We start from the raw sequence: 26,069 nt of genomic DNA, 5'->3' as shown, positions 1-26,069 counted from the left end.
GTGAGCGGAAGAAGATTGAGATGCGGTTTGCACACCTGAAGCGCATTCTCAGGCTCGGTCGGCTTCGACTGCGTGGACCACGAGGCGCACAGGATGAGTTTGTTCTTGCTGCCATCGCGCAAAATCTGAGGCGCCTCGCGTCGCTCGTTGCACGACCTCCGCCCGCTCATGCTCTCTGCATCGCGTAGCGTAGGAGTTGCGTAGAGAGCGTCAGGGTCGGCGGATCAAAGCCGGTCCACTTTGCCCAATGGCCGAAGGGGCATTCGTCGGTTACAATGACTTTTGCAACAATATCGGCAAGTAGCGGACATTGCCAACCGACATAGTGATGATCATGGTCCCGCGGACGAAGGGTGGAACCGACTTAGAAATTCATCGATTTCACTATCGTCTGCCTGCCAACCTGAGCCACGCTCAGTTCTCAGCATTGACAGGCCGAGGAGTACTAGAGGGCCATCTGCGATAAGCTCGAGCGTTCCCTTCTTCGCGGTCCAATGCTCCTGGCCATCCCTATTGATGCGCTCAACGAGATATCCGAGTTTGGTCAGCGTGAGATATGCCGGAACGTCGGTATTGCCTGCGGCCGCAATGCGTTCTTGCGCCATCTCGTCCCTCACATCAGTTGAGCCAGAAGTTGACTGCGGCCTCGCTCATCGCAATCGACCTTGCCCGCACTCCGCGACGACCGCAATGGGGGTCAAAGGCCGCCCTTGCCCGCTCGCATCGCCCTGTTCGGGTCAGCTACAGGAAGCGGACCTTGCGGCGCTTTGGGCTAAGGTCAGGCACGGGCATAACAACAGACGTAGCTTTCGTGGAAGCGGCCGGGTAGTTTTGCTTGATCAAGGTGAGGCGAAGGCACCCGATGCACCGGATCTTATGCGGAGTGGTGGCGGCGTTCGCATACGGAACGGCGGCCGGACATTGCCGGACGCCGCAGACAGACGCGACCACAATCACGTTTCAGTCTGTCACCTACAGCGACATGCGCCAGCTTTTGGCGCGAGACGCCACGACCGGACCGGTGACGATCAAGGCGACCCTCGCGCTTCCCGAACAAGTGAAGGACCAATACCCCGCCGTCATCGTCGTGCACACGCTCGCCGGCTATCGCGACGCAAACGAAGGCTATATCGCTACCGAATTGCGCAAGGCAGGCTTCGCCACGTTGACCTATGACAGCTTCGCTGCGCGCGGAACCACCGGCACAGCCCTGCAGGGATCACCAGGTTATTTGCCGATTGGCGTTGCGGACGCATACGCCGCATTGCGCTTCCTTTCCAGCGAGAGTCGGATCGACGCCAGGCACATTGCGATCATCGGCTTCTCGTATGGTGCTGAAGTGGCCCATCTTGCGGCAATGGAGACGCTGCGGTCGGCGCTCAATCCCGGACCAGAGCGGTTTGCCGCCCACGTCGCATTCTATCCCGGAGGTACTTTTGCCGCGATTGCCGATCCGGCCGCCTATGCCGGCTCCCCGATCCTGATGCTGCTTGGCGACAAGGACGATAACTTTCCAGTGACAAAGATCGACGGTTACCTGGCTTACGCGCGCGCCGCTGGGGCGCCAGCTCCAATCCAGACCGTAGTCTATCGGGGCGCCTACCACGCATGGACAGTTCCCGATCTGACCACTGCCCGCTTCTACCCGGACCTCGTCAGCACGAAAAAATGTCCGCTCCTCCTGCTGGGACCGAAGCGGCCGGCCCTGCTAATCGACGGAGAGCCGAAGCCATTTGACCCGGCCGCTATTGGAGCCTGCCTTGCCGCAGCGCCCGGATATTCGATGGGATTTGACGCGGCGGTTCGCGCCCAGTCGATCGCTGATACGGCTTCCTTCCTTCAGCGAAGCCTGCGGCCTTAAGGCAAAAATCAGCGTCATTGCTGCAATTCAACCCGAGGCGTCACAATGTCCGCTCGGGGCAATCTGTTCGGTTTGGCCCGGTCAAAGTGGCGTCCGTTACACCTCACGTCCGAGACTTTGAGGTCGGCCGGAATTTGTCGCAACGATGCCACTAGCGAACGCCTGCGACGGGTCCAGGTGCCGCATTGCCCTCCCAGCCGCTCGAACAACTAGGCGGCTTGCGCGAACCAAGCCATCAACGGATAGGACAGCGTGAGCTGCGCGTTGAAAAGTGCGTGGACGAGCCAAGCGGGAGAAAGCGATTCGTAGCGCAAGCGCAGCGCGTACGTCACCAGGCCCAACAAAATCATCGCTGCAGCCCAAACGAGACCGAGCGGAATAATATGATTGGCAGCAAAGATCACGGTTCCAAAGGCCAGGATGTTGGAATCTTGCCAGCCAATTCGACGCAGCCAAGAAACCAAGAGGCCACGGTAGAGGATTTCTTCGGTCACCGGCGTTGTCACGACGAAAAGAAAGACCACAATTGCGATTGCCTTCGCGTCATGAAAATCGATCCGAACATCCTGGCTTCGATGTCCAGTTACGCTAGCCAACCAATGTGTCACGATGGGCACGCCGGCTGTGACGATCCCGAAGCCAATGAGGCTCGCGGCGATGGCGGGGAGGGTTAGTCTGCGAAATCTGAAGACGTCCGAGCGCAAGGTCTGACGCGTTGTCCAGACCAATGCCAAGGCTACGGCAAGCCAACTGCTGATTGCGTACGACAGCAGGCCAAGCTGGGTGGCGCGGGCAGCTCGGCGGAAGCGCGGTGTATGAAGAGCCACATCGCCCGGGCGGCAAGTCCAATGGTCATCACAATGACCGCAAGCGCCATAGGGGCAAGAACCAGCATCAAAGTTATGATGCTCCGACGCCATTCGAAACCGGCGCGCGAAGTGACGTTCAGGCCGGTGGGCGGCCCCTCGGTTTGCGACATGCGATCAATCACCCCTCGCTCTGCGCGCCTGACCGTATAACAACCTTTGCGGGTTCTCTAGTGGTCCCGCACCATCAAGGGAGCCAGAATGACCGCTCTTTCTGGAAGCTGCGGTCGGTCCGGTCATAGCTCTCGATAAAGTCGTCACCGTTGCATGGCTCTCGGCAGAGAGCCGGATGCTACCGTTGGTATCGATCAAGCGAGGGATGTGGCTAAGCGCAACGAGCCTTACGGATAGGTCTGCACGGACCGGTGTACATCCGGCCGGTCTGCAGGCGAGATTTCCCGACGCATCTGCGCGTCGAGTGCAGCAAACGACCTGATGAACCTGCGCATCCATCCGATCGGTTCCCGGCTACGGGTCAAGCTAGACTAGCGATGGTCGGGCGTATCTTGCCTGTACTGCCGCCAGGGATCAGATGCCGGCTTTGGCTCCTCTGAGGATAGGCCCGCCCTATCTCGAAAGCGGCGCCGCGCTCCGAGCCAAAGATCTTCGCTATAGACCGCTGCAACAAAGCAGGTGAGGAACAGAACGTACGGGTTGGGGTCCGTCGGCTGGCTTCCCCCTGAAGCGGAAAAGATGGCCAATCCGCCCATTGCGGCAAGGAAGACGACGATCGCCGCCGAAAAGCCGCGAATGATTACCCCTGCGAGATCGGACGCCACTGTCTGGTCCTGATAGTCCAGGAGTGCTCCTTTTCGTACGGCTGTGGAAATAGTCGCGCCCAATAGACCGAACCCGAGCATCCCGGCAATCAGCGTCAGGTCCAACGAACCTGTACTGAGCAACCAGCGAGCCGTTGTACCGAATGGTCCCCAGTTTTCGGCCGGAACCAGATCGGGAGCATCCTCCGGCAATTCACTTGTGTTGCAAGTAGCGATTTGCCGTAAAGGCTGCTCTAGGGGCTCAACAATCTGTTTTATGAGATCGCCGCCCAGAACGCGCGTAAACAGAGTTGGCGACGTGAGCCGCTCAAGCGTACTCGACAGATTTATGATGACGCTATCAAAGTTCTCAACTCGACCTTTGCAGTCCCCAATCCTGCCTCCGATAGCCCCCACCTGATTCCGATACCAAGCCTGAAGCTTTTCGGAGTAACGTGCGCGCTCTTGTGCTCCGCGACCAGCGTTGATACCGAATTTCCTGATAGCCTTATTCATTTGCTCGTCTTGTCGACCGAGGCCCGTATATTGGAGGTTCTTGTAAGCGACGAGAGCACCATTCCGAATGCTGTCGAGGCTTAAAAGGAGTGGTGAAGCGACGGCCTTCATGTCTTCATCATTTGACGATGCCAACTTCTCTTTGAGGGTTTTCAATATCGTCGGTTCGCGAATATCTCCGGGAAACTGGCGCTCATAGTCTTCGGCCGAATAGCCCGCCTGCTCTAGCTCTGCTGCGAGCGTCTCCTTCTCTTTCGCTGTTGCTTCGGCCGATTGCCGCAAATACGGAACGGCGACGATTGAGGAAATGCCGACGGTTCCGCCCAAGGCGACAATCGCCAGAAGAGCCACGAGCGTGCGTGTCCTGTACGAAATACTCGCAAAGCCAGCGATCGCCGCCGAACCGAATCCTACTCTCCGTGGAGCGACCAGACAGCTCAGGAGGGTGCCGAGAGCTGCCCATTCAGCCAAGCCGATAAACAGCCTGGTCAGTTCGAGCCGCGACAGGAAGCTCGTTAGTGCTGTTACGAGCAGCCCAGTCAGCCGCATGAATTGATCAAAGAACACAGTTGGATTTGAGCTGCTCTTGAACTGAGCGAGCGTTGTCCCGATTGACTGGGGCACGCTGCTCAGCAGCGGCTTTATGAATCCATTCAGCGCGTCGATCGGATCGCTAAGAATATGGGGGTTAAACCACAAAACGATGCCGAGCGACACGAACCGCGCGGCTGGTGTTTCACCAAATGCGCCGATGTGGCGGACCACCAACCGAATGATCTTCCAGACGAGCCACCACAAAAAGAAAAAAAACAAGAGGCCGTACAGAAGTGAAGCGGCCCACAAGATCAACAAAAGAACCATCTCATTATACTGTGACATTGCAATTCCGCTTTATCGATACAACCCGCATCTAGGCGCAACTGCGCGGCAATACGTTAGCTTAAGCTATTGTAGATGAGCTCCGCGACGGCTTTGTTGCTTCCTTGAGATCGTAGGCGCCCAGAAATCGCATGTGCTGCCTGTGCCACTTTCCTAAGTAAATCAATCATAGAAACGAAGCCCCCAAGGCGCCAATGCGGGGCAAGATTACGTGGCCTGCTACAAAGAGCGTGTGATCCATTTCACCACGAATCTCGCAGCCGCGAAGTGTCGTCCGTATCGATTCGCCACAAATCGTGTCTTCCAAGCAATGCCACGCACCACCGACTACTTCGCCAATGGCTGCCTAAGAGGCACCACCGCTGCTGAACGCACCTTTGCGCGGTAAGCTTGCTGTGTGCACTGACAGACAGCCCGCGATGCTGCGTATACCTGATGGCGGCATCCGTCGCGGTGCCTCCGCTCCTGCTCCAGCCCGTCCGACTACGGCAAGAACCGCTACAACCCTGCCACCGGCCACATGCAGGTCTGCGTCCCCGCTAGTTCAAGGTTGCTCAAGCTGCGATCGAGCGGCTTCACGCAATTCGCGATTGGGGAAGTCATCGTAGAAGTTGAGCACCGCCTGCTCGATTGTTCACTTCTTCAAGCCCAGTTGCTTGAGACGCCGAAACCCGCTCTGTGTGTCCCCTTGGCTCACAAGCCGCTTGATCGCCGCGACGGTACCGCGCCTTGTACGCATCGCGACGAAGGCTGTGGGGTGATAGTCACTCTTTGCGCTGATGTGAATGGACTCGTTGATCCACGCGTCTAGGTCAGATACGTTGCTCATCATCAGCCTGCTACGTGGCCTAAACGACTTCAGCTTCCTTTGATGATGCTAGACTAACCGACCGCGAGGTCGGGGAATTCCTGTATTCGTATTTTGGATGGCCGGTGGAGCCGGTCGGTCCCGACGAGGCCTGATCAAGGCTCGACGCGGACCACTTCGACGTGGTCCGAGGCCAATCCCGTCCTGCGCCTGAGATCCGTGATCGCGCGCAGGAAACTGTCGGCCGGCGTCGTCTCCGGATCGATCAGCCGGTGCAGGCGAAAGCCGTCTTCCAGCGCGAGCACGACGGAGGCCATCCAGGGCGGGTTCAGATTGTCGTTGCGCCCGTTGCTCTTCAATGTCGCCTCGACGATGTCGGCGACCAGCTTGCGCCGCGCGCGCAGGCGCTTGGCAAGCTCCGGGCGGCGCTTCTCGGCGCGTGCGACGAACAGGATCATCTCCATGTGGAGGAGGGGCGAGCGGCCGAGCGGATCCTGCCGGCTGCGGTCCATCGTCTTCAGCGCCGCGATGAAATCGTCGAGATTGTCGTGCTGCGCGAGGATGTCCATGTTGCGCCGGATCGACTGCTCGACATGGTCCTCGAGCATGGCGATGATCAACTCGTCCTTGCTCTTGAAGTTCGAATAGAACGCCCCGCGGCTAAAGCCCGCCGCCGCCGCGATCGCCTCGATGCTGGCGCCGCCGATGCCGTCCTGTTCGAACACGCGCGCGGCCGCCTCGAACAGCCTGTCGCGCGTATCGTCCCTGGTCGGTCTCGTTCTCACCCTTGACATCGGCACAGGTTAGGGCAGACTGCAACTCGATACAACAATGTATCGAGTTCGATCATTCAGGGATGGTTACGCTGCGCATGAGGGGCTGCCCGGCGTATTCGATTCATGCGGCAACCGGTCTGAGGTCACCATGAACGAGCACGTGCAAGGCGCCGGCGGCGGACCGCTGTTCAACCCGCTCTCGCCGGACTTCATCCGCGATCCCTATCCGCATTACGACCGGCTGCGCACGCTCGATCCGATCCATGTGACGCCGTTCGGCCAGTTCGTCACCAGCCGCCACGCCGAGGTGAGTCTCGTGCTGCGCGACAAGCGCTTCGGCAAGGATTTCGTCGAGCGCAGCACGCGACGCTACGGCCCCGAGATCATGAACGAGCCGGTGTTTCGCAGCATGAGCTACTGGATGCTGCAGGCCGATCCGCCGGACCACACCCGGCTGCGCGGCCTCGTGGTGAAGGCCTTCACCGCCCGCCGGGTCGAGGACATGCGGCCGCGGATTCAGCAGATCGTCGATGAGGCCATCGACGCCGTGATCGATCGCGGCCACATGGACCTGATCGAGGATTTCGCCTTCCGCCTGCCCGTCACCATCATCTGCGACATGCTCGGCATCCCCGAGGAGCATCGCGAAGTCTTCTACAAGAGCTCGCGCGACGGCGGGCGGCTGCTCGATCCCGTGCCCTTGTCTGCGGAGGAGATCAAACAGGGCAACGCCGGCAACCTGATGGCGCAGATGTATTTCCAGCAGCTGTTCGAGCTGCGCCGCCGCACTCCCGGGGATGACCTCATCACCCAGCTCGTGCAGGCCGAGGAGGACGGCAACAAGCTCACCAACGAGGAACTGACCGCCAACATCATCCTCTTGTTCGGCGCAGGCCACGAGACCACGGTCAACCTGATCGGCAACGGCCTGCTCGCGCTCCACCGCAATCCGGATCAGCTGGCGCTGCTCAAGGCGCGGCCCGAGCTGATGGAGGGGGCGATCGAGGAATTCCTGCGCTACGATTCCTCGGTGCAGATGACCGGGCGCGTCGCGCTGGAGGATGTCGACCTCGGCGGCGCGAAGATTCCGAAGGGCGAGAGCGTGCTGTGCCTGCTCGGCTCGGCCAACCGGGATCCCGCGGTCTATCCCGATCGGCCCGACCGGCTGGACGTCACCCGCCCAAACGTGAAGCCGCTGTCGTTCGGCGGCGGCATCCATTTCTGTCTGGGTGCCCAGCTGGCGCGCATCGAGGCCGAGATCGCCATCGCCACGCTGCTGCGGCGGCTACCCGACTTGCGCATCGACGACGTCGAAAACCCGGAATGGCGGCCGACATTCGTGCTGCGTGGTCTGAAGCGGTTGCCGGCGAGCTGGTGAGGCGCGCCGGCGTTAACCTCCGCGCGCAACAGTCGCTGTGACTTCGCCACACTTCCCTCTATATAAGGGGCTGTTCCGGCGCGCCTGAGGCCCTCAGGTTCGGCCCGGGCCGGTTTGGCCGAGGGGAGACCCGTGCAGACGACGCTGCTCGGATTGGCGATTGCCTTCATTATTGCGCTGCTGGCCGCGCTGATCGGGCCTTACTACGTCGACTGGAACCAGTTCAGGCCCCAGTTCGAGGCGGAGGCCGCCAAGATCATCGGCGTGCCGGTGCGGGTCGCGGGCGAGCTCGACGCGCGGCTGCTGCCGGCGCCGACGCTGCGGCTGCGCGGCGTCACCTTCGGCGGCAACAACGATCTCGGCCGCCTGCGCGCCGACAAGCTCGACGTCGAGTTCAGCCTCGGCTCCCTGATGCGCGGCGAATGGCGCGCCACCGAGCTTTCGGTGGGCGGCATGGCGCTGGATCTCGGCCTGGACGCGCGCGGGCGGGTCGATCTGCCCTCGATCGCGAGCGGCGCCTTCGATCTGGCGTCCCTCGCCATCGAACGGCTCAATCTCACCGGCCGCATCGCCCTGCACGACGCCGCCAGCCGCTCGACGCTGGAATTGAACGACATCGCCTTCTCCGGCGACGTGCGCTCGCTCGCGGGCTCGGTGCGGGGCGACGGCAGTTTCAGCGCCGCCGGGGTGCGCTATCCGTTCCGCGTCTCCTCCGGCCCGAGCGCCGACGGCAGCGCCACCCGTCTCCACCTCAACATCGATCCCGGCGAGCGCGCCATCCTCGCCGATCTCGAAGGCGTGCTCGCCTTCGACAACCGCCAGCCGAAATTCGACGGCGCGCTGACGCTCGCCGTGCCCGCGATCAGGAAGGCGGGCGAGGCGGGGCCGACGCCCTGGAAGCTCGCGACCAGGCTCAAGGCGGATCCGGCCGGCGCGAAATTCGAGCAGATCGACGCGAGCTTCGGCACGGAAGACGCCGCGCTGAAGCTCGGCGGCGTTGGTGAACTCAGGTTCGGCGCCTCGCCGCTGCTGCGCGCGGTGCTGTCGGCGCGGCAGGTCGATGCCGACAGGCTGACGGCCAGGGACGATGCCGATCCGCAGCGCGTCCTGCCGGCGCTGCGGGCGGGCCTTGCGGCGATCCCGCAGACGCCAATCCCGGCGCAGATCGAATTCAATGCCGATCAGATCATGCTCGGCGGCCGTCCACTTCAGAACATCGCGGCCGAGCTTCAGACCGACGGCAGGTCATGGACCTTCCAGCGGCTCGAATTGCGTGCGCCCGGCACGACGCAGCTTTCACTCAACGGCGCGACCCCCGGCGCGGACAGCTTCAGCGGCCGTCTGCGCATCGAATCGTCCGATCCGGACACGCTGGTGGCCTGGCTTCAGGGCCGCAGCGAGGTCAACCGGCGCAGCACGCGGCCGCTGCGCCTCGCCGGTGACGTGACCATCGCCGCCAATCACCTCGCCATCGACAAGCTGAAGGCCGACATCGACGGCGGCGCGGTGGAGGGCCGCATCGCCTTCGTGCAGACAGGCGCGAGCAAGGGCTCGCGCATCGACGCGGAGCTCAAGGCCGACCGGCTCGACCTCGATGCCGCCGCGAGTTTTGTCCGCGCGCTCGCGGGGCCGCAGGGCGAGTGGCCGGAAGAGGCGAAGCTCTCACTGGATATCGGCCGCGCGATCTCCGCCGGCCAGGAGCTGCGGCCGTTCGCAGCCAGGCTCGCCTACAGCCCCGCATCGCTGTCGCTGGAGCAGTTGCGCTTCGGCCAGGCCAGCGGCCTGACCACGGAGGCGAGCGGCAGCTTCGACCGCACCAAAGCCACCGGCAAGCTCGCGGTGAAATCCTCGGCCAGTTCGCTGCGCGAGCTCACCGCGCTGATCGAGCCGTTTGCGCCCGCGGTGCGCGCGCGCTTCGATGCGCTGCCGTCATCACCCGGCGCGGCCCGTCTCAAGCTCGATCTCAGCCTCGACAGGAACACCGAGCATGCCGATCGCAGCAATGCGCGAATCGTGCTCGACCTCGACGCGCCGCAGCTCAAGGCGACCACGACCCTGGTCGCGCAGACGCCGGCGGCGGCCATCGGAGGAATCGACCTTGAAAGGTTGCGCAACAGCGACTTCACGCTGGATACGAAGGGCTCGGCATCGCAGGCCGGCGCGCTGCTGGCGCTGCTCGGGCTCGATCGCGTCGTGGCCGCGGGCGAGGGCGCCTCGCAATTCGAAGGCCGCCTGAGCGGCGCCTGGCGCCGGCCGCTGCAATTGAACGCGAAGCTCAGCGGCGGCGGGCTCGATGCGGATGCGCAAGGCAGCGTCGAACTGTCGGAGCCCAAATCGTCCGAACCTAAGGCCAGCGTGAACCTGCGGGTGCGCAACGTCAATCTGGCGCCGCTGCTCGGCACCGGGCCGGCCGACAAATCGGCGCAGAACGTCAGCCTGTTCTCCCGCCTCACGCTGTCGGGCAATCGCCTGACCTTCGACGATCTCGACGGCAATGCAGCAGGCTCGCATCTGCGCGGGCATCTTTCGATGACGCTCGATCAGGAGAAGAGCGTCGACGGCGAGGTCGGCCTCGACTCGCTCGATCTTGCCCCGGCGCTCGCAATCGCGATCGGCGCGGCCGGACATGAGTCCGGTGAGCCGTTCAGTCCGGGGCTCGTCGGCGGCTGGCGTGGCCGCATCGCCTTTCAGGCCTTGCGAGGAACGTTGCCAGGCGGCATCGAGCTGCGCCCCTTCGGCGGCACGATCCGGAGCGACGGGCAGTCGCTCGCGTTCGATGCGCTCAAGGCCGGCCTCGGCGGCGGCGAGATGTCCGCGAGCCTCGACGCGCGCAACGGCGCGAATGGTCTTGCGCTGAACGCGCGCATCGAGCTCGGCAATGTCGATGCGGCGACGCTGCGCTATCGCGATCTCGCGCTGTCCAAGGGGCGCGCCTCGGTGCAGATGGCGCTCACCAGCCAGGGCCGCAGCGTCGCGGCTTTGACCGGTGCGCTCGCCGGCAACGGCACGGTGACGCTCGAGTCCGCGGAAATCAGCGGCCTCAATCCGCGTGCGTTCGAGATCGCGATCCGCGCCAGCGACGGCGGCCAGGTCGCCGACGACAACCGTCTGCGGCAGCTCGTCGAGCCCGCGCTGTCGGCCGCTCCCATTACGATCGCCTCGGCCCAGATCCCGTTCACGATCCGCGACGGCCGGCTGCGCGTCGGCGCGACGTCGCTGGAGGCCAAGAACGCCCGCGCCATCGTTTCCGGCGGCTACGACATTCCCGCCGACCAGGCCGACATCCGCGCCAGCCTGACGCCGATCATGACCGGCCTCTCCGGCGCCCCGCCGGAGATCCAGCTGTTCGCGGCAGGGCCCCCCGACAAGCTGAGCCGCACCATCGACCTCACGCCGCTCTCGTCATGGCTTGCGGTGCGCACGATCGATCGCGAGACGCGTCGGCTGGATGCCATCGAACGCGGCGAGCCGCCGCCGGCCACCGCTGCGCTGCCGACGCTGGTGTCTCCGGATGCAGCGCCTGAGCAGGCGCCGGCCCATGTGCCCCTGCCGGGGCAGGACCCCCGCCGCATGCCGGCAAGGCCCAAGGTGGAGTCGAGGCCCGCGCCGACGCCGCGGGCGCCGCAGGCGGCTCCCGCTACGCCAAGCCCCCCACTCACAAGCCCGCAGCTCGCAAGCCCGCCGCTCGCAAGCCAGCAGGCCGCGCCACTGCCGCCGCCGATCGAGGTGAAGCCGGCTCCGGGCCCGCCGCCCGCCAAGCCCAGGCCAAAGCCGCCGCTGGTGCTGACGCCGCAGAATCCGTGAGCGCGAAGTCGGTTTGGAGAGACGGAGCCGCGGGCTCGTTTAGCCTCTCCCGCTTGCGGGAGAGGTCGGCGCGAAGCGCCGGGTGAGGGTTCTCTCCTCTGGGGGACTATCCCGTTGCGGACACACCCTCTCCCCAACCCTCTCCCGCAAGCGGGAGAGGGGGCGCACCGTCTCCGCTGCCCGCCCGTTAACGCATTCCCTCGCATTTGAATGAATCTTGCTCGGCAAAACTGATTTGCCGATTTTACTGAATTCTCGCGTTTCATCTCTAGCGTCGGTTCCCAGAGGAATTCGGCGTCGCGCCAAGAGCGGCGGGACGGCTTGCCAAACGGCTACCAAGAACTGGGGTGATCGAGATGAACGGGGCGAAATCGCTTCTGCAGGATCTGGACGACGCGATCGCGCGCGGCACCGACGAAAGCCGGGCGAAGGCGTTGTGGCATGCGACCGATATCCTGATCACCGGCCGCTACAGCGACGACGAGATCTCCACGTTCGGCGAGGTCATCGGCCGGCTCGCCGAGGAGATCGAGGTCGCCGCGCGGGCGCAGCTCTCGGAGCTGATGGCGGCCTGCGACCACGCGCCGCTCAACGTCATCGAAAAGCTCGCGCTCGACGACGAGATCGAGGTCGCCGGTCCCGTGCTGCGCGAGTCCAATCGTCTCGACGAGAAGATGCTGGTCGAGAGCGCCCTGACCAAGAGCCAGTCGCACCTGCTCGCGATCGCCCAGCGCAAGTCGATCGGCGAAGCCGTGACCGACGTGCTGGTCAAGCGCGGCAACCAGGAGGTCGTGACGTCGGTTGCCAGGAACGACGGCGCGCGCTTCTCCGGGTCCGGCTTGTTGCACATGGTCCGCCGTGCCGAGGGCGATTCGATTCTCGCCGAACAGCTTGGCCTGCGCAAGGACGTGCCGCGCCACATCTTCCAGCAGCTGATCTCGAAGGCGTCGGAAGACGTCCGCCGCCGCCTCGAGACCGAGCGGCCCGAGATGATGGCGCAGATCCAGAGCTCGGTGACCGAGCTCACCGGCGATCTCCAGTCCAAGTTCGGCCCGTCCTCGCGCAGCTATTTCGTCGCCAAGCGCGTGGTCACGACGCAGTACCGGCAGGGCAACCTCAACCAGGACTCCATCTCGAACTATGCGCGCCAGCACCGCTTCGACGAGGTGCAGATCGGCCTGTCGCTGCTCTCGTCGCTGCCTGTCGACGTGATCGAGCGCGCGCTGATGGATCGCAACCGCGAGATGATCCTGGTCTTGTGCAAGGCGCTCGACTTCTCCTGGGACACGACGATGTCGCTCCTGTTCCTCGGCGCCAAGGATCATCTGATCACGGCGCGCGAGCTCCAGGACAACGAGCGCGAGTACGGTCGGCTCAAGATCGAGACCTCGCGCAGCATTCTGAAGTTCTACCAGTCGCGCAAGAATGGCGCGGGTGCCGAGACCGTTACGGGCCGTCAGCCCGAGTTTCAGGTCCACTAGTCGGGTGCACTGAGCATCATCCCGGAATTCGAAGGGGAGTATTTGCAATGTTGCCTCAATTCGGCACCGCCGTTCGCAAGAAGAACCTCGGCAATGCTGTCACCGCCGATCTCGGCGGCGGCGCACCGGACAAGGCGTCGGTCGACGCCGCCTGGCTCGTGCTGGAAGCCGCCAACGATCTCGGCGACCACGCCGCCGTCGATGCCTGCCGTCGCGTCATCGACGCGGAGTTGAACGGCGCGGTCGCAGGCAGCGCGGATGTCGACCTCGTGCTGGGATATTTCCGGTAGGCACGAGTCAATCCTGCCTGACGCGCCGAACCTCAAGAGTTCAGCAAAGAGCTGGAGCGTTTGGATTGCGTATCAACTTGAAGGGTCGATTTCGCGGCATTCAGCGCCGCGGCCAGCTCGTCGATGTGATACGGCTTGGCTAATATCTGGATGCCCGCCGTTTCGGCTTCATGGATCGCGGCCTCGGCGTATCCGCTGGTCAGCAGTACGGGTATGTCGCTACGTCGTCTCCTGATCTCCCGCGCGAGTTCCACGCCATTCATGCCGCCCGGCATCATGATGTCCGAAAAGATGAGATCGACGGAACGACCATCGGCCAGAGCACCGAGAGCAGCTGCGGCGCTGGCGGCCCGCGTGACTTCGTAGCCGAGCTGACCAAGCATCTCACCAACGAGTGCGGCCACCTCGTCGTCATCTTCGACCAGCAGGATTTGGCCCTGGTCGTTCTTCTTCGGCCGTACCGCCCTGTTGAAATCGATCAAGTGTCGTTGCTTGGAAGCGAGATTCAACGAGCGGGGCATGTAGAGCTCGATGCTGGTGCCCTGATCGACTTGCGATTTGATGCGGACGGTCCCGCGTGACTGGGTCGCAAACCCGTGGACCTGCGCGAGCCCCAGTCCGGATCCCTTGCCGACGTCCTTGGTCGTGAAGAACGGCTCGAAGACCCGCGACAGGATCTCCGGAGGCATGCCGACGCCCGTATCGATGACCGACAGCCTGACATAGTCGCCGGCGATCTCCCCGTCATTCAAATCGGGCAGATTCTCGCCGCGGACGACGATGGTGCCGCCGTTGGGCATCGCATCCCGGGCATTGACGGCCAGATTGAGAATGACCAGCTCGAGCTCGCCGGGATCGACCTCGACCGGCCAAAGAGCATCCGGGAAGTCGAATTCGACGTGGACGTCGCCTCGCAGGCTTCGATCGAGCAGCTCGCGCATACCGCCGATCTGCATGGCGACGTCGACGGCTTCCGGGCGCAGCCTCTGCCGGCGTGAGAACGCCAGCAGCTGCTTGGTCAGGCTGGCGCCGCGCTGTGCGGCCTGGATCATCCCGTCCATCAGACGCCGGCGCCGGTTTGGATCTGTCTGGCGGTCCAGCATGTCGAGGCCTCCGGAAATCACCATCAGCAGATTGTTGAAGTCGTGCGCGACCCCGCCGGTGAGCTGGCCGATAGCTTCGATTTTCTGCGCCTGGCGAAGCGTTTCCTCGACGCGAGCGCGCTCGTTCATTTCGAGACGCAGTTGCTCGTTGGCCTCCTCCAGCTCTCGCGTGCGCTCGACCACCAGTTTTTCGAGCTCCTGCGCAGTCTGCTCGCGCGCTGCGATCAGGGCCCGGATCTCATATTGACGCCGCCGTGCCCGCATCGCCGATTGAACCGCGCTGGTCAGCGTGATCGGCTGGACCGGTCGTTCGAGCAGCGAAACGTTGCGAAGCAGGGCGACGATATTGCGGCGCCAGGCGACGACCGCGGGCTGCTCTCGATGGCTGGTGAGAACGACGAAGGGGAGGTCGGACCATGGCGGTTGGCTCGCGATCCATTCAGCGAGCGGCGCCGTGTCTTTCCCGAATAGTCCTTCCTCGGCAAGGAAGACCGCGCCCACGCCGGCACTCATCTCGCTGACGAGTTCGGGCAGACTTCGGCAGTTGACCGCTTCGAGGCTCGCACTGCGGAAAAGCTCGGCCGACGCCGGCCCGTCGCGGCCGATCGGAGCGAAGATGAGAACGCGGTGTCCGCGGTCGGCGCTCATCAGGCCGATCCTTCCGGGATGTCCGTGCCGGTATAACGCGGATTGCCCGAAAAGATGCCCATGAAGTCGGTGAGAGGCGGGCCGAGCTTGACACCGGTGCTGCCGAGCCGAAACTCGCGGATGGTGTGCTCGTGGTTGCCGCTGCGCTTCTTGACGACAGACAAGGCGCGCCGCACCGATCCGCCGGCCTCGAAATAGCGCAGCATGAGCACCGCGTCGCTCAAATAGCTGATGTCGAGCGGCGTATCCATCGGACCGACCAGCCCATGTTGAGCGAGGATCAGGATGGTGAGCACTCCCTGCTGCGCAAGGTAGGTCAGAAGTTCGTGCATCTGCAGGATGAGAAACCGCTCGTCCGGCATCGCGTTCAGGTAGCCGTTCAGGCTGTCGATGATGACCACGCGGGCGTTATCGATTTCCGCGCTCCTGCGCAGGGTCGCTGCGAACTCGCCCGGCGACAGCTCGGCTGGATCGATCTGTTGAAAGCGGATAAGGCCGGACTCGACGTACTTTTCGAGCGGCAGGCCGAGCGTCCGGGCGCGGGCTTCCACTGTGCCGCGGCCTTCATCGAAGGCAAAAAACGCAGCGTGCTCGCCGCGTTCCGCGGCCGCTATCGCATATGTGAGCGCGAGCGAGGATTTACCCACTCCGGCAGCGCCGATGAACAGCGCGTTGGTGCCGCGTTCGAGCCCGCCTCCGAGCAGTTGGTCCAGCTCGGGATTGCCGCTGGGCGTGAACTCGCCGGGAAACGGTTTGTGATGCTCGGCCGCCACGAGGCGCGGGAAGATCCGCAAGCCGCCCTTTGCAATCGTAAAGTCGTGGAAGCCGCCGCGGAATCGAATGCCGCGCATCTTGATCACGCGGATCCGTCGTCGCTCTGCCCCGTAGTCGATCGCGAGCTGTTCGAGCATGACGACGCCGTGCGCGATCGAATGCAGTTGCAGATCATCCTGGGAGGACGAGAGATCGTCGAGGAGCACGACGGTGCAATTGCGGTTGGTGAAGAAATGCTTCAAGGCCAGCACCTGGCGCCTGTAACGAAGCGGGTTCTGGGCAAGCAGACGCAGTTCGGAGAGGCTGTCGAGCACGACGCGCGTAGGGTTGATCCGCTCGACCTCCTTGAAGATCAGACCGGTCGTTTCGCTCAACTCCATCTCGGCGGGATGGAAGACTGTGAGCTCCCGGTCCGGATCGAGCGTGGTCTCGGGCGGGACCAGTTCGAAGATGTCCACGCCTTGCAGGGACCAGCCGTGCCGTTGGGCTACGACCGTCAGCTCCCGCTTGGTCTCGGACAGGGAGATATAGAGCACGCGTTCGCCATCACGCACGCCGCTGAGAAGGAATTGCAGCGCAATCGTGGTTTTGCCCGTGCCCGGCCGCCCCTCGTACAGATACATCCGATTGGCGTCGAAGCCGCCGCCCAGAATATCGTCCAGGCCGTCGCTGCCGGTGGAAACTCGTGGCAAATCTGTGGGGCTACCGTCTGCAGCGCCCGTGGACGTACCGGTCATTGAAATCCCTTACGCTTCTTCGCTCCGGGCAGGCTGGCGTCCAAGCCTCCCGCAGGCCAGCGGCCCGGGAAAGGAACTCATGGGCCGGCACCGAGTTCCCGCCCCGAGAAGATCGCATGGCCGAGGTGCCGGCGGCAGGCTACGTCGCGCTGGTGCTCGGCGTCGTGTTCTCCCTGGTCGTCGGCGTCGGCCTGATGGCGCTGGTGTTCTACAGCAGCCGCAAAGGCTATGACGAACCGGCGGTGCTGATCCCGGAGCAGGAGAGCGAATCGGAGAATGGACGCAGCGACCCGCCGTGACTGGCCGGGCCCGGGAGAGCGACGATGCCCATCGTGCTCCTGTTTAGATTCCATGGACGGGTAGGACCAACTTCATCTTGCGCAGCAGGATCTTCGTCGCGGGTACGCGCACTGCACGCGGCTGTGATCGGTGGAACCTGTGCCGCCGGTAACGCGGCAGGCTTCCCCGCCGTACAGCCTGCAGCGGACGTTTCGTTCGCAAATCAAAGAACGCGTAGCCGGGAGAAATCGTCACATGAACGGGTTCAACGTCGCCGAGAATGGCGAGGGTTCTTATCGTCCTCTCGCCATTCTTCGCTGGGTCATGGTGGTCATCTTCGTGTCGTTTGGAATGCAGAAGTTCACGCTGCAATCGGCGCAGGGCATCGCGCAGTTCATCAGCAATAGCCCGTTCATCTCCTGGCTGTCGGTGTTCGGCTTGAGGGGAGAGGCCTATTTTCTCGGTGTTTCCGAGTTCGTGATTGCGGCGCTGCTCGCAGCCGGCGCGTTCAGCCCGATCCTGTCTGCCCTCGGCTCGTTCATGGGTATCGTGACCTTCGCAATAACATGGTCGTTCTTCTTCACGACGCCCGGGGTCGTGACTTGGAGCCTGTCATCCGATCCGATGGCGTGGAATTTGACCGGCGAGTTCCTGTTCAAGGACATCGTCCTGCTGTGTGTTTGCGTCGTGCTGTTTCTCACCTCGCTGCCGCGGTCGCTCGTTCGGCTCCGCACCGGCTGAGTCAGGCCGTCGAGGTCATTTGCGAAGCGGGCCGTTGCCGGGCTCAACTTCGAGAATAGCAAATCGTATCGGCTTCCAGCCCCTCTGGGAGCCCTCAGCGCCGGATGCGGTAAATCACGACATCCTCGCCGTGGCGGTTCGTGCTCCGCTCGAGAAGGTAGTTCGATTTCTCCAGCACGCGGCGGGATGCACCGTTCCCGACATGGACGATGCCGACGACGGACGTCAGCGCGAGCTGTGCCAGTCCGATGCGCGTCATCGCAGTCGCGATCTCACCGGCAAGTCCCCGGCCCCAGAGGTCGCGCGTGAACGCGTAGGCGATCTCGATCTCGTCGATGTCATCCACCAGGATGTGCCGGAGGCCCGCCCGCCCTGCAAACGACCCGTCGCTCGTTCGCAGCGCCCACAGCCCAAAGCCATACCGGTCCCAATGCGCCATGTTGACGTCGAGATATTCCTTCGTTGTCTCGGCCGAGCGCACGCCGCCGAGATGACGGGACACCTCGGGATCGAGATGCAATGCGACGAGATCTGCGAGATCGGCCTTGCGCAGTCGTTCGGCGGTCAGTCGTTCGGTGACGAAGCGATCGATGGAGCCAGATGGACGCATTTCGAGAAGGTCGCCATGCCGTAGCGGGCCGATGATGCCATTATGCCGCTGTTTTGCCCGACGGTGCAAGTTGATTTAGGATAATCCGCAAGTCATTGATTTCACAACCCCCGTCTACTGTGCATGGGGTTGTTTTCGCATTTTGATCCGGCGAGGGCTATCCCGCCCCGAACGCGACCGCGACATTGTACGTCACGAGGCTCGCCGCATAGGCCAGCACCAGCATGTAGGCGAAGGTCACGGCCATCCAGGCCCAGCTTCCGGTCTCGCGCCGGATCACGGCCAGCGTCGAGGCGCATTGCGGGGCGAACACGTACCAGGCGAGCATTGACAGGGCGGTCGCCAGCGACCATTTCGTCGCCAGCACCTGGCCGATCTGCTCGGCCGCCTCCTTGCCGCCCTCGATGGCGTAGACGGTGCCGAGGGCAGCGACCGCGACTTCGCGCGCCGCCATGCCCGGGATCAGGGCGACCGCGATCTGCCAGTTGAATCCAACAGGCGCGAGCAGCGGGGCGAGCGCCTTGCCGATCATCGCCGCCAGGCTGAAATCGATCGCCGGCTCGGTCGCGCCCGCCGGTGGCTGCGGGAACGAGGCCAGGAACCAGATCAGCACCATCATCGAGAAGATCGTGGTGCCGGCGCGGTGCAGGAACATCTTGGCCCGCGTATAGACCCCGATCGCGATCGATTTCAGCCGCGGCATCTTGTAGTCCGGCAGCTCCAGCATGAACGGCGCCGGCGCAAAGTCGCGGATCATGAAGAACTTGATCACGAACGAGACGGCAAGCGCGCTGACGATGCCGGTGGCATAGAGGCCGAACATCACGAGCCCCTGGAGGTTGATGAAGCCCCAGACGTCCCTGGCCGGAATGAAGGCCGAGATGATCAGCGTGTAGACCGGAATGCGCGCCGAGCAGGTCATCAGCGGGGCGATCAGGATCGTGGTGAGGCGGTCGCGCTTGTTGTCGATGACGCGCGTCGCCATGATGCCGGGAATGGCGCAGGCAAAGCTCGACAGCAGCGGAATGAAGGCGCGGCCGTGCAGGCCGGCGCCGCCCATGATGCGGTCCATCAGGAAGGCGGCGCGCGCCATGTAGCCGAAATCTTCCAGCAGCAGGATGAACAGGAAGATGATGATGATCTGCGGCAGGAACACGATCACGCTGCCGACGCCCGAGATCACGCCGTTCTGGAGGAAGCTCTGGAGCAGGCCGCCGGGCAGGGTGTCGTGGACGAACTCGCCGAGCGCATCGAAGCCCGAATTGAGCAGGTCCATCAGCGGCTGCGCCCAGGCGAACACCGCCTGGAACATCACGAACAGGATCAGCGCGAGCACGATGAGGCCGCCGACCGGATGCAGCACCACGGCGTCGATCCGCGCGGTCCAGGTGTCGGGTCTGGCAGGCAGGCTGACGCAGTCGGCGATGATGCGGTCGGCCTCGCGCTGGGTGGCGCGCAATTCGCTGACGCTGAGCGCGCGCCAGCTGTTCTCCTGCGGCTCGGCGAGCTTCGCCGAGATGTCGTCGGTCAACTGGAGCAGATCGGCCGTGCCGCCCTTGCGCACCGCGATCGAGGTGACCACGGGCACGCCGAGCTCCTTGGCGAGCCGCTCGACGTCGACGGTGATGCCGCGACGGCTCGCGATGTCGAACATGTTGAGCACGAGGATCATCGGCCGTCCCGTGCGCTTGAGCTCGAGCAGCAGGCGGATGGTCAGGCGCAGATTGGTGGAATCAGCGACGCAGAGCACGAGATCGGGCACCGTCTCGCCGCTGGCCTTGCCGAGCACGAAGTCGCGGGTGATCTCCTCGTCCGGGCTGCGGCCGCGCAGCGAATAGGTGCCGGGCAGGTCGACCACCGAGACCTGGCGTCCGAGGGGGGTGACGAAGAAGCCCTCCTTGCGCTCGACCGTGACGCCGGGATAGTTCGCAACCTTCTGCCGGCTGCCGGTCAGGGCGTTGAACAGCGAGGTCTTGCCGCTGTTCGGCGTGCCCACCAGGGCGAGATGCAGCAGGGGGAGTTCCATGTGATCAGGGCCCGGATGAGGCGTCCCGTCGCGATCTAGGCGACGATGATGGCCATGGCTTCGCGACGGCGGACCGCGATGGTGATGCTGTCGACCCGTACGGCGATCGGATCGCGCCCGACCAGCCCCTCATGCAGGATCTCGACCCGGGCGCCCTCGACGAAGCCGAGTTCGATCAGGCGGCTTTCGAGCTCGACGTCCGAGAGCGCCGAGCCCGCCTGCTTGGCGGAAAGGTGCTGGATGACGCCGGTATAGCCGCGCTGGGCCAGACCCAGCGGCATGTGCGGACGCGTGTCAGTGGTGTCGGTCATGCCCTGTATTTTCAACGCAAGGCATCGAGGTCAAGCGCGCACGTTCGCGGAAGCTGCACCTTAGAGTGATTTTAAAGTGTGGCAGCCGGGGTGCCCTCGTGGGCGCCCCCGAAGGCTACTGGGCCGGGACCTTGTCCGGCTGGGCGGCCATGGCGCGGCTCTTGAAGTAGTCCAGGACGAAGAGGCGGATCGCCGAAGACAGATTGCCTTGCTGGCGGTTGTTGTCGATCTCGCCGACCAGCTCGGACAACGTCATGTTGCGCAGGCCGGAGATCTCCTTCATGCCGTTCCAGAATGCCTCTTCCAGGCTGACGCTGGTCTTGTGGCCGGCGACGACGATCGAGCGCTTCACGACGGGCGACTTCATGGCTGCTCCTCGTGATCGATCCGGTGCTGGTCCAGATGCTCCTTGGCCTGGTCCGCCCGCTTCTCCTCCGCCGAGCGTGCCGCCTTCGTGCGACCGAATTTCGCCCGGTTGGCGTCCGCCTGCTTCGCCGAGGCTTCCCGCTCGGCGCGCTTCCTGAATCGATTCAGGTTGATGACGTTCCCCATGCCGCGTCTCCATCATCCGCTCCTCTTCAGGCAGGATGAAACATTCAGAAACAGGGTGCCGCGTTGCGCCCCGCAAGACCCGCAAGACTTGATCGCCATTCGCTCGTCCTCGTCAATCGGCCCATCGGGCCATCAAACGATGAATTTCGCCCGTCGAGGGCAGAATAGCTGCGTAACACGCCGCTCCGCCGTAACATTGACGGTAATCAAATCCCTCCCCCAAAACCGCATATTTCTGGAGGGTCGAGGCTCCGTATCATTACGGATGGCTGTCGGAATTCGGAAATCTATCCCGGGCTGGTCATCTTCTCGGGGCGTACCAGACGGTCGAACTCGTCGGCCGAGACGAAGCCGAGCCGCAGCGCCTCCTCCTTCAGCGTGGTGCCGTTGGCATGCGCCGTCTTGGCGACCTTTGCCGCGTTGTCGTAGCCGATCTTCGGGGCCAGCGCCGTGACCAGCATCAGCGAGCGCTCCATCAGCTCCTTGATACGCTTTTCGTCGGCGCGGATGCCGCTGACGCAATGTTCGGTGAAAGAGCGTGCGGCATCCGCCATCAGGCGGATCGAGTGCAGCATGTTGTAGGCGAGCACGGGCTTGTAGACGTTGAGCTCGAAATGGCCCTGGCTGCCGGCGACGGTGATGGCGGTGTGATTGCCGAATACCTGGCAGCACACCATGGTCATCGCCTCGCACTGGGTCGGATTGACCTTGCCGGGCATGATCGAGGAGCCCGGCTCGTTCTCCGGCAGGATCAATTCGCCAAGGCCCGAACGCGGGCCGGAGCCGAGCAGGCGGATGTCGTTGGCGATCTTGAACAGGCCGGTCGCGACCGAATTGATGGCGCCGTGCGCCAGCACATAGGCGTCGTTCGAGGCCAGCGCCTCGAATTTGTTGGCGGCGCTGGTGAAGGGGAGCTTCGTGATCCCGGCAACATGCCTTGCGAACAGTTTTGCAAAGCGCGGCTTCGAGTTGAGGCCGGTGCCGACGGCGGTGCCGCCCTGCGCCAGCGGATAGAGCTCCTTCACCGCGATCTTGAGCCGGGCGATGCCGCTTTCGACCTGCGCGGCATAGCCGGAAAATTCCTGGCCCAGCGTCAGGGGCGTCGCATCCTGGGTGTGGGTGCGGCCGATCTTGACGATCCTTGCGAACTCCTTCTCCTTCTTGCGCAGCGCGCGGAGCAATTCGCCGAGGGCAGGGACGAGATCGGCATTGATGCGGCTTGCGGCCGCGATGTGCATCGCGGTGGGAAACGAGTCGTTCGACGACTGGCTCATGTTGACGTGGTCGTTGGGATGTACCGGCTTCTTGGCGCCGAGCTCGCCGCCGAGAAGCTCATTGGCGCGGTTGGCGATCACCTCGTTGAGGTTCATGTTGCTCTGCGTGCCGGAGCCGGTCTGCCACACGACAAGCGGAAAATGATCGTCCAGCCTGCCTTCGATCACCTCGCGCGCGGCGCGGATGATGGCGCCCGCCCGGCGCCGGTCGAGCAGGCCGAGCTCGAGATTGGCCTGCGCCGCAGCGAGCTTGACGATGCCGAGAGCATGAACCAGCGAGATCGGCATGCGATCGGTGCCGATGCGAAAATTCTGGCGCGAGCGTTCGGTCTGGGCCCCCCAATAGCGGTCGGCGGGGACCTCGATGGGACCGAAGCTATCGGTTTCGATGCGGGTCGCGGAGCTTGAAGGGCGGGTCTTCTTGGCCATGAGCACATCCATTCCGCCGCGCGAAAGCCGCACGGCCATTCATGTGCTCTCTATATACGCAGTTTGGCTGCGTGCGACGGGCTCGAGCCCAACCTAGATCATTTCTTACGGAAACGATCGAGCCGCACGACTTCGGCGCCACCCTGGCTCGGCGGGGTCGGCTCGTCGGTGGCTTCCGCTGTCTCGGTCGCAGGTGCCGGGACCGAGACGGCCGACGGCGCGGGCGCTGCAGGCAAAGTCTCGGGCGCGACCTCGGCGACGTCGGAGGTGTCGAACTGGAGGCCGAACTTCACGGACGGATCGAGGAAGCTCTTGATGGCACTGAACGGCACCACCAGCCGCTCCGGAATGCCGCCAAAGGACAGGCCGACCTCGAACCGGTCCTCGAGCACGGTCAGGTCCCAGAACTGGTGCTGGAGGATGATCGTCATCTCTTCCGGGTATTGCGCGAGCAGCCGCGGCGACAGCTTCACGCCCTCGGCCTTCGACACGAAGGTGATGAAGAAATGGTGCTCGCCCGGCAGGCCATGGGCCGCGGCGTCGGTCAGCACCTTCCGCAGCACGCCGCGCAGCGCGTCGCGGGCCAGCACATCATATCGGATATGATCGGTCGCCATGGTGGTCCTGTTGCATCCCCGAAGCCGGGCCCTGCCGGCCCGACTCGCCAAGCCGCAATAGTACCGCGCCTGACGGGTGAGCAGGAGTCCCCGCCGGGGAAGAAATGAAAGAGTTAAAGTGGAGGCTTCTGTTGCCAGGTGCCTCCGAACCCCGCCTAGCGGAGCTTAACCCGCTAGGACTTTAGAGTGGTCTTTCAAACTGCGTTACGCAGCCTGAGCAACCGGAGCAAAGTTGTCGTTGGCAACTATTGCAGTAGCCCGATAACGGCGGAACAATACCGGGAAAAAGTACGCCCTTTACGCCCTCGTCGATCCTATTTCGCCCCCGCCAAAGCCCGCTTCGGGACTGCCCGATGGTGGGCTTTGGTGGAGGCGCCGGGTACCGCCCCCGGGTCCGAATGGTTTATTGCGACGACCGTTTATTTCCATAGCCGGCGAACCGGCACTCCCAATATAGGACGCAAAGCTTTCGAAAAACAGGGGTTTCGAGCGGATTGGCTGCGGTTCCCTTTGGATAGGTTCCGGACCGTCTTGGCCACGGCGCGACCCTCGTTCTAAGCTCCTGCCATGTCCTCGGGTTCAGCACCGGCCGTCCAAGAGCCGGATCTCGCCACCACACCGCCAAGCCTGGTCGCGCTGTTTCTGGCCTTCGCCAGGATGTCGCTGGCGGGTTTCGGCGGGGTCCTGGTGTTTGCCCGGCGAGCGATCGTCGAGCAGCACCGCTGGATGACGGCGGACGAGTTCAACGAGACCTTTGCGCTCTGCCACTTCCTGCCCGGGCCCAACATCGTCAATCTGTCGATGGTGTTCGGATCGCGGCTGCGCGGCATCGCCGGCGGCGTTGCCGCCTTTGCCGGGTTGTTGCTGCCGCCGACGCTGATCATGACGGCGCTGGCGATCGCTTACGCCCGTTTCGGCGATCTCGAGGTGCTGCGCCGCATCCTTGCCGGCATCTCCTGCGCGGCGGTCGGCCTCTTGATCGCCGTGGTCTTCCGCATGATGATGCCCCTGCTCAAGCGGGCGGATCCCTTCGCGGTGATCCTGATGCTCGGCGTGTTCCTCGCCATCGGCGTGCTTCGCCTGCCGCTCCAGGCGGTGCTGCTGATCGCGATCCCCATCAGTATCGGCCTCACTTATTTCCTGCGGCGGAAAGTAGCAGCATGACCGGCCACAGCCCGATCTGGTCGCTGATCTCCACCTTCGGTCTGATGTCGCTATTTGCCGTCGGCGGGGCCGCGGCAGCGGTGCCCGAGATGCACCGGATCGCGGTGGAGGTGAATCACTGGATGACTGACAAGCAGTTCGCGGACGCCTATGCGATCGCGCAGCTCTCGCCAGGTCCGAACGTACTTATCGTGACGTTAATCGGCTATGCCGTGGCCGGCGTCCCCGGCGCGCTGGCGGCGACGCTGGCGATGTGCCTGCCGACGGCGCTGCTTGCCTATTATGTCAGCCGGCTCCTGAATCGCCCCAGCCAATCGCGCTGGCCCGGCCTGATCCAGGCTGCATTGGTTCCGCTCTCGATTGGTTTGATGGCGGCGAGTGCCCTTATCCTGGCCCAGTCCACCGATCGCAGCATTGCTGCACTGCTTCTGACCGCAATGGTTGCCGTGATGGCGTCCGTCTCGCGCGTCAATCCCCTGTGGCTCCTGCTCGCTGGGGGCGTGTTGGGTTTTGCTGGCATTGTGTAGTGAAAATCGCTAGGCAGTGATCCGGGGCGGGGGATCCAGTTCCAGCGGATTTAGAACAACAGTGCTCGTGACTTACGGGTCGCGGAGGAGACAGGCATGGCCGACACGATGGGCCACTCAGCGACAGCTACCCGAAACACCAAGGTAGCGCTCGGCTTTTGTCTGCTGGCGATTGCGCCGCAGATTTTCGAATTGATCTGGTCGATCGGGACGATCTTCGGCTGGGGCACCGGCCGCGGTCCGGCGGCGGTCGTGACCAGCCACGCGACGGCGCTGCTCGCCGACGCGCCCAGTGCCATATTCGGATCGTTCGGCGGCGGCACCAAGAAGATGTCGTCCGAGGTGCTGCTGGCGCTGATCTATTCCTATCCGCTGTTCGCCGTGGCGATCCTGACGCTCTTCATGACGATCCGATCGGCACAGGATTATGTCGGCGGCGTCGTTCTCATGGCGCTTGCGCTGTTCGCGTTGTGGGCAGGGAGCGACTTGCAGGGCATGCGGGGCTTCTCCTTCGGCGCAGGCACCGCGCCGCGCATGTTCGGCGGGCTGCTGGTCGCCTTGTCCGCCGGCATCGCCCTGACCGGCCTTCTAACCGATGGGCCGCCGATGGCTCATTATTCCTGGCGGGGACCGCTGTTCGTGGTGGCCGCGATCCTCTTCTTCGCCCTGTCGATCCGGTCGCTCGGCCTCGTGGTTACGGCTTTTTCGAGCTTCATGATCGCGGCGACGGGCTCGCACGAGACGCGATGGCTCGAAGCGGTGATCGTCGGCGCCTGCCTGACGGTCGGCTGCGCCATCCTGTTTCCCTACGTGCTCGGGCTGCCGATGCCGATGTATCCGCGTTTCCTGAACCAGTGAGG

At 63.7% G+C, this 26,069-nt stretch carries 24 protein-coding genes and 1 other RNA gene; 11 read left to right on the top strand and 14 right to left on the bottom strand.

Annotation, left to right across the window (positions count from 1 at the left end; genetic code table 11):
* Positions 1-188: transposase (locus H1B27_RS25005; RefSeq protein ID WP_197965826.1), on the top strand; the 188-nt coding region annotated here is incomplete at its 5' end.
* Positions 189-332: 144 nt separating this feature from the next.
* Here H1B27_RS25005 and H1B27_RS25000 read toward each other — a convergent pair.
* Positions 333-605: a hypothetical protein gene (locus H1B27_RS25000; protein ID WP_197967876.1), complete on the bottom strand. Its 273-nt coding sequence runs from the start codon at positions 603-605 to the stop codon at positions 333-335.
* Positions 606-883: 278 nt separating this feature from the next.
* On the opposite strand from H1B27_RS25000, the gene H1B27_RS24995 reads away from it, so the two are divergent.
* Positions 884-1,861, top strand: a complete 978-nt coding sequence (locus H1B27_RS24995; RefSeq protein WP_197967875.1) for a dienelactone hydrolase family protein — start codon at positions 884-886, stop codon at positions 1,859-1,861.
* Between the two features lie 209 nt (positions 1,862-2,070).
* Here the strand turns inward: H1B27_RS24995 and H1B27_RS24990 are convergent, their stop codons facing one another.
* The 3 genes from H1B27_RS24990 to H1B27_RS24980 all read right to left on the bottom strand — a co-directional run bounded on the left by H1B27_RS24990 (position 2,071) and on the right by H1B27_RS24980 (position 6,482).
* The gene (locus tag H1B27_RS24990) at positions 2,071-2,781 is read right to left on the bottom strand and encodes a CPBP family intramembrane glutamic endopeptidase (protein WP_197967874.1); all 711 of its coding nucleotides are present in this window, start codon (positions 2,779-2,781) and stop codon (positions 2,071-2,073) included.
* Between the two features lie 431 nt (positions 2,782-3,212).
* Entirely contained in the window at positions 3,213-4,880 is a 1,668-nt protein-coding gene (locus H1B27_RS24985; RefSeq protein WP_197967873.1) for a hypothetical protein, read from the bottom strand.
* A 963-nt stretch (positions 4,881-5,843) separates the two neighbouring features.
* A complete protein-coding gene (locus H1B27_RS24980; RefSeq protein WP_061879333.1) occupies positions 5,844-6,482 on the bottom strand; it encodes a TetR/AcrR family transcriptional regulator in 639 nt (212 codons plus the stop codon).
* A gap of 130 nt (positions 6,483-6,612) precedes the next feature.
* On the opposite strand from H1B27_RS24980, the gene H1B27_RS24975 reads away from it, so the two are divergent.
* From H1B27_RS24975 to H1B27_RS24960, 4 genes are all read left to right on the top strand, one after another.
* Positions 6,613-7,842 carry a cytochrome P450 gene (locus H1B27_RS24975; protein WP_197967872.1) on the top strand — a complete coding sequence of 410 codons (1,230 nt, stop codon included), beginning with the start codon at positions 6,613-6,615 and terminating at the stop codon, positions 7,840-7,842.
* 132 nt (positions 7,843-7,974) lie between these two features.
* Positions 7,975-11,646: an AsmA family protein gene (locus tag H1B27_RS24970; protein WP_197967871.1), complete on the top strand. Its 3,672-nt coding sequence runs from the start codon at positions 7,975-7,977 to the stop codon at positions 11,644-11,646.
* A gap of 356 nt (positions 11,647-12,002) precedes the next feature.
* Entirely contained in the window at positions 12,003-13,127 is a 1,125-nt protein-coding gene (locus H1B27_RS24965) for a DUF2336 domain-containing protein (RefSeq protein ID WP_197967870.1), read from the top strand.
* A 47-nt stretch (positions 13,128-13,174) separates the two neighbouring features.
* A complete protein-coding gene (locus H1B27_RS24960) occupies positions 13,175-13,417 on the top strand; it encodes a hypothetical protein (protein WP_197967869.1) in 243 nt (80 codons plus the stop codon).
* Between the two features lie 32 nt (positions 13,418-13,449).
* On the opposite strand, the gene H1B27_RS24955 is transcribed toward H1B27_RS24960, so the two are convergent.
* Complete coding sequence (locus tag H1B27_RS24955; protein ID WP_197967868.1) at positions 13,450-15,168, bottom strand: ATP-binding protein; 1,719 nt, start codon at positions 15,166-15,168, stop codon at positions 13,450-13,452.
* Positions 15,168-16,679 (bottom strand): ATPase domain-containing protein, encoded by a 1,512-nt coding sequence (locus H1B27_RS24950; RefSeq protein WP_197967867.1) that lies wholly within the window; start codon positions 16,677-16,679, stop codon positions 15,168-15,170. The genes H1B27_RS24955 and H1B27_RS24950 overlap by 1 nt, the downstream gene beginning before the upstream one ends.
* A 116-nt stretch (positions 16,680-16,795) precedes the next feature.
* Between H1B27_RS24950 and H1B27_RS24945 the strand changes: the two genes are divergently transcribed.
* Complete coding sequence (locus H1B27_RS24945; protein ID WP_197967880.1) at positions 16,796-16,978, top strand: hypothetical protein; 183 nt, start codon at positions 16,796-16,798, stop codon at positions 16,976-16,978.
* A 235-nt stretch (positions 16,979-17,213) separates the two neighbouring features.
* Entirely contained in the window at positions 17,214-17,699 is a 486-nt protein-coding gene (locus H1B27_RS24940) for a YkgB family protein (RefSeq protein WP_061879326.1), read from the top strand.
* A 94-nt stretch (positions 17,700-17,793) separates the two neighbouring features.
* Here the strand turns inward: H1B27_RS24940 and H1B27_RS24935 are convergent, their stop codons facing one another.
* From H1B27_RS24935 to ssrA, 8 genes are all read right to left on the bottom strand, one after another.
* The gene (locus H1B27_RS24935; protein ID WP_197967879.1) at positions 17,794-18,291 is read right to left on the bottom strand and encodes a GNAT family N-acetyltransferase; all 498 of its coding nucleotides are present in this window, start codon (positions 18,289-18,291) and stop codon (positions 17,794-17,796) included.
* Between the two features lie 175 nt (positions 18,292-18,466).
* Positions 18,467-20,335 carry a ferrous iron transporter B gene (feoB, locus tag H1B27_RS24930; protein WP_197967866.1) on the bottom strand — a complete coding sequence of 623 codons (1,869 nt, stop codon included), beginning with the start codon at positions 20,333-20,335 and terminating at the stop codon, positions 18,467-18,469.
* Between the two features lie 35 nt (positions 20,336-20,370).
* Positions 20,371-20,646 (bottom strand): FeoA family protein, encoded by a 276-nt coding sequence (locus H1B27_RS24925; protein WP_061879324.1) that lies wholly within the window; start codon positions 20,644-20,646, stop codon positions 20,371-20,373.
* A gap of 115 nt (positions 20,647-20,761) precedes the next feature.
* Positions 20,762-21,013 carry a ribbon-helix-helix domain-containing protein gene (locus H1B27_RS24920; protein ID WP_025038043.1) on the bottom strand — a complete coding sequence of 84 codons (252 nt, stop codon included), beginning with the start codon at positions 21,011-21,013 and terminating at the stop codon, positions 20,762-20,764.
* Positions 21,010-21,198, bottom strand: a complete 189-nt coding sequence (locus H1B27_RS24915; protein WP_028177109.1) for a DUF4169 family protein — start codon at positions 21,196-21,198, stop codon at positions 21,010-21,012. Before H1B27_RS24915 ends, H1B27_RS24920 begins: the two co-directional genes overlap by 4 nt.
* 287 nt (positions 21,199-21,485) lie before the next feature.
* A complete protein-coding gene (fumC, locus tag H1B27_RS24910) occupies positions 21,486-22,913 on the bottom strand; it encodes a class II fumarate hydratase (RefSeq protein ID WP_197967878.1) in 1,428 nt (475 codons plus the stop codon).
* Between the two features lie 86 nt (positions 22,914-22,999).
* Entirely contained in the window at positions 23,000-23,518 is a 519-nt protein-coding gene (locus tag H1B27_RS24905) for an SspB family protein (protein ID WP_061879322.1), read from the bottom strand.
* Between the two features lie 117 nt (positions 23,519-23,635).
* Positions 23,636-24,001, bottom strand: a transfer-messenger RNA (tmRNA) gene (ssrA, locus tag H1B27_RS24900).
* A gap of 84 nt (positions 24,002-24,085) precedes the next feature.
* On the opposite strand from ssrA, the gene H1B27_RS24895 reads away from it, so the two are divergent.
* From H1B27_RS24895 to H1B27_RS24885, 3 genes are all read left to right on the top strand, one after another.
* A complete protein-coding gene (locus tag H1B27_RS24895) occupies positions 24,086-24,682 on the top strand; it encodes a chromate transporter (RefSeq protein ID WP_197967865.1) in 597 nt (198 codons plus the stop codon).
* Positions 24,679-25,209 (top strand): chromate transporter, encoded by a 531-nt coding sequence (locus H1B27_RS24890; RefSeq protein ID WP_197967864.1) that lies wholly within the window; start codon positions 24,679-24,681, stop codon positions 25,207-25,209. Before H1B27_RS24895 ends, H1B27_RS24890 begins: the two co-directional genes overlap by 4 nt.
* Positions 25,210-25,305: 96 nt before the next feature.
* Positions 25,306-26,067: a tripartite tricarboxylate transporter TctB family protein gene (locus tag H1B27_RS24885; protein WP_061879319.1), complete on the top strand. Its 762-nt coding sequence runs from the start codon at positions 25,306-25,308 to the stop codon at positions 26,065-26,067.
* Positions 26,068-26,069 lie beyond the last annotated feature (2 nt).

The organism is Bradyrhizobium diversitatis, from assembly GCF_016031635.1.
GTDB lineage: Bacteria > Pseudomonadota > Alphaproteobacteria > Rhizobiales > Xanthobacteraceae > Bradyrhizobium > Bradyrhizobium diversitatis.
Note: the sequence above shows the minus strand (reverse complement) of the source record. Positions and strands in the feature narration are given on the sequence as shown.

Bases quoted from the DNA above. Each gene is read 5' to 3' on its own strand.
- H1B27_RS24920 (WP_025038043.1), bottom strand. From the start codon at position 21,013: ATGAAGTCGCCCGTCGTGAAGCGCTCGATCGTCGTCGCCGGCCACAAG.
- H1B27_RS24940 (WP_061879326.1), top strand. From the start codon at position 17,214: ATGAACGGGTTCAACGTCGCCGAGAATGGCGAGGGTTCTTATCGTCCT.
- H1B27_RS24915 (WP_028177109.1), bottom strand. From the start codon at position 21,198: ATGGGGAACGTCATCAACCTGAATCGATTCAGGAAGCGCGCCGAGCGG.
- H1B27_RS24945 (WP_197967880.1), top strand. From the start codon at position 16,796: ATGGCCGAGGTGCCGGCGGCAGGCTACGTCGCGCTGGTGCTCGGCGTC.
- H1B27_RS24990 (WP_197967874.1), bottom strand. From the start codon at position 2,781: ATGGCGTCGGAGCATCATAACTTTGATGCTGGTTCTTGCCCCTATGGC.
- H1B27_RS24925 (WP_061879324.1), bottom strand. From the start codon at position 20,646: ATGACCGACACCACTGACACGCGTCCGCACATGCCGCTGGGTCTGGCC.
- feoB (WP_197967866.1), bottom strand. From the start codon at position 20,335: ATGGAACTCCCCCTGCTGCATCTCGCCCTGGTGGGCACGCCGAACAGC.
- H1B27_RS24890 (WP_197967864.1), top strand. From the start codon at position 24,679: ATGACCGGCCACAGCCCGATCTGGTCGCTGATCTCCACCTTCGGTCTG.
- H1B27_RS24955 (WP_197967868.1), bottom strand. From the start codon at position 15,168: ATGAGCGCCGACCGCGGACACCGCGTTCTCATCTTCGCTCCGATCGGC.
- H1B27_RS24965 (WP_197967870.1), top strand. From the start codon at position 12,003: ATGAACGGGGCGAAATCGCTTCTGCAGGATCTGGACGACGCGATCGCG.
- H1B27_RS24885 (WP_061879319.1), top strand. From the start codon at position 25,306: ATGGCCGACACGATGGGCCACTCAGCGACAGCTACCCGAAACACCAAG.
- H1B27_RS24980 (WP_061879333.1), bottom strand. From the start codon at position 6,482: ATGTCAAGGGTGAGAACGAGACCGACCAGGGACGATACGCGCGACAGG.
- H1B27_RS24950 (WP_197967867.1), bottom strand. From the start codon at position 16,679: ATGACCGGTACGTCCACGGGCGCTGCAGACGGTAGCCCCACAGATTTG.
- H1B27_RS25000 (WP_197967876.1), bottom strand. From the start codon at position 605: ATGGCGCAAGAACGCATTGCGGCCGCAGGCAATACCGACGTTCCGGCA.
- fumC (WP_197967878.1), bottom strand. From the start codon at position 22,913: ATGGATGTGCTCATGGCCAAGAAGACCCGCCCTTCAAGCTCCGCGACC.
- H1B27_RS24960 (WP_197967869.1), top strand. From the start codon at position 13,175: ATGTTGCCTCAATTCGGCACCGCCGTTCGCAAGAAGAACCTCGGCAAT.
- H1B27_RS24985 (WP_197967873.1), bottom strand. From the start codon at position 4,880: ATGTCACAGTATAATGAGATGGTTCTTTTGTTGATCTTGTGGGCCGCT.
- H1B27_RS24895 (WP_197967865.1), top strand. From the start codon at position 24,086: ATGTCCTCGGGTTCAGCACCGGCCGTCCAAGAGCCGGATCTCGCCACC.
- H1B27_RS24975 (WP_197967872.1), top strand. From the start codon at position 6,613: ATGAACGAGCACGTGCAAGGCGCCGGCGGCGGACCGCTGTTCAACCCG.
- H1B27_RS24905 (WP_061879322.1), bottom strand. From the start codon at position 23,518: ATGGCGACCGATCATATCCGATATGATGTGCTGGCCCGCGACGCGCTG.